The 507-nt window shown below is 49.9% G+C and carries 2 tRNA genes; both read right to left on the bottom strand.

Going from position 1 to position 507, the window contains the following annotated elements:
* Nucleotides 1-4 precede the first annotated feature (4 nt).
* Nucleotides 5-79 (bottom strand) — tRNA-Gln (locus G113_RS20190).
* Nucleotides 80-222: 143 nt separating this feature from the next.
* A tRNA-OTHER gene (locus tag G113_RS20185) sits at nt 223-296 on the bottom strand.
* Between the last annotated feature and the right edge of the window lie 211 nt (nt 297-507).

Below are 507 nucleotides of genomic sequence, written 5' to 3'. Positions count from 1 at the left end.
AAAATGGCTGGGGTACTAGGATTCGAACCTAGGAATGGCGAGATCAAAACCCGCTGCCTTACCGCTTGGCGATACCCCAACAATGTCCTTCAACAGCACGAGTGCTGACAAAGAACCTTAACATTACTGAGACACTAGGTAAGTAACCTAATCACGTTGGCGAGATCGCAATCCCTCACGTTTATCACAGCATGTCATCGACAGGGTCAATGACAGGTAAAATGGCTGGGGTACTAGGATTCGAACCTAGGAATGGCGAGATCAAACCCGCTGCCTTACCGCTTGGCGATACCCCAACTGCAACTAGAAACTGGTGGCTATGACGGGATTCGAACCCTAGTAGACCCTCGTCATTATGAGTGCGATGCTCCTAACCAACTGAGTCTACATAGCCGTCTTGTATGCGACCGAGGTCGTACTACAAGTAAAATGGACTGCGTTACCAGGATTGCACTGGATGCGTTGACGGGATCAATCCCTCACGTTTACCGCAGCGACTCATCGACA

Source organism: Aeromonas molluscorum 848 (genome assembly GCF_000388115.1).
In the GTDB taxonomy this organism is placed as follows: domain Bacteria; phylum Pseudomonadota; class Gammaproteobacteria; order Enterobacterales; family Aeromonadaceae; genus Aeromonas; species Aeromonas molluscorum.
The sequence above is the reverse complement of the archived record's forward strand: the minus strand, read 5'-3'. Positions and strand labels throughout refer to the sequence as shown.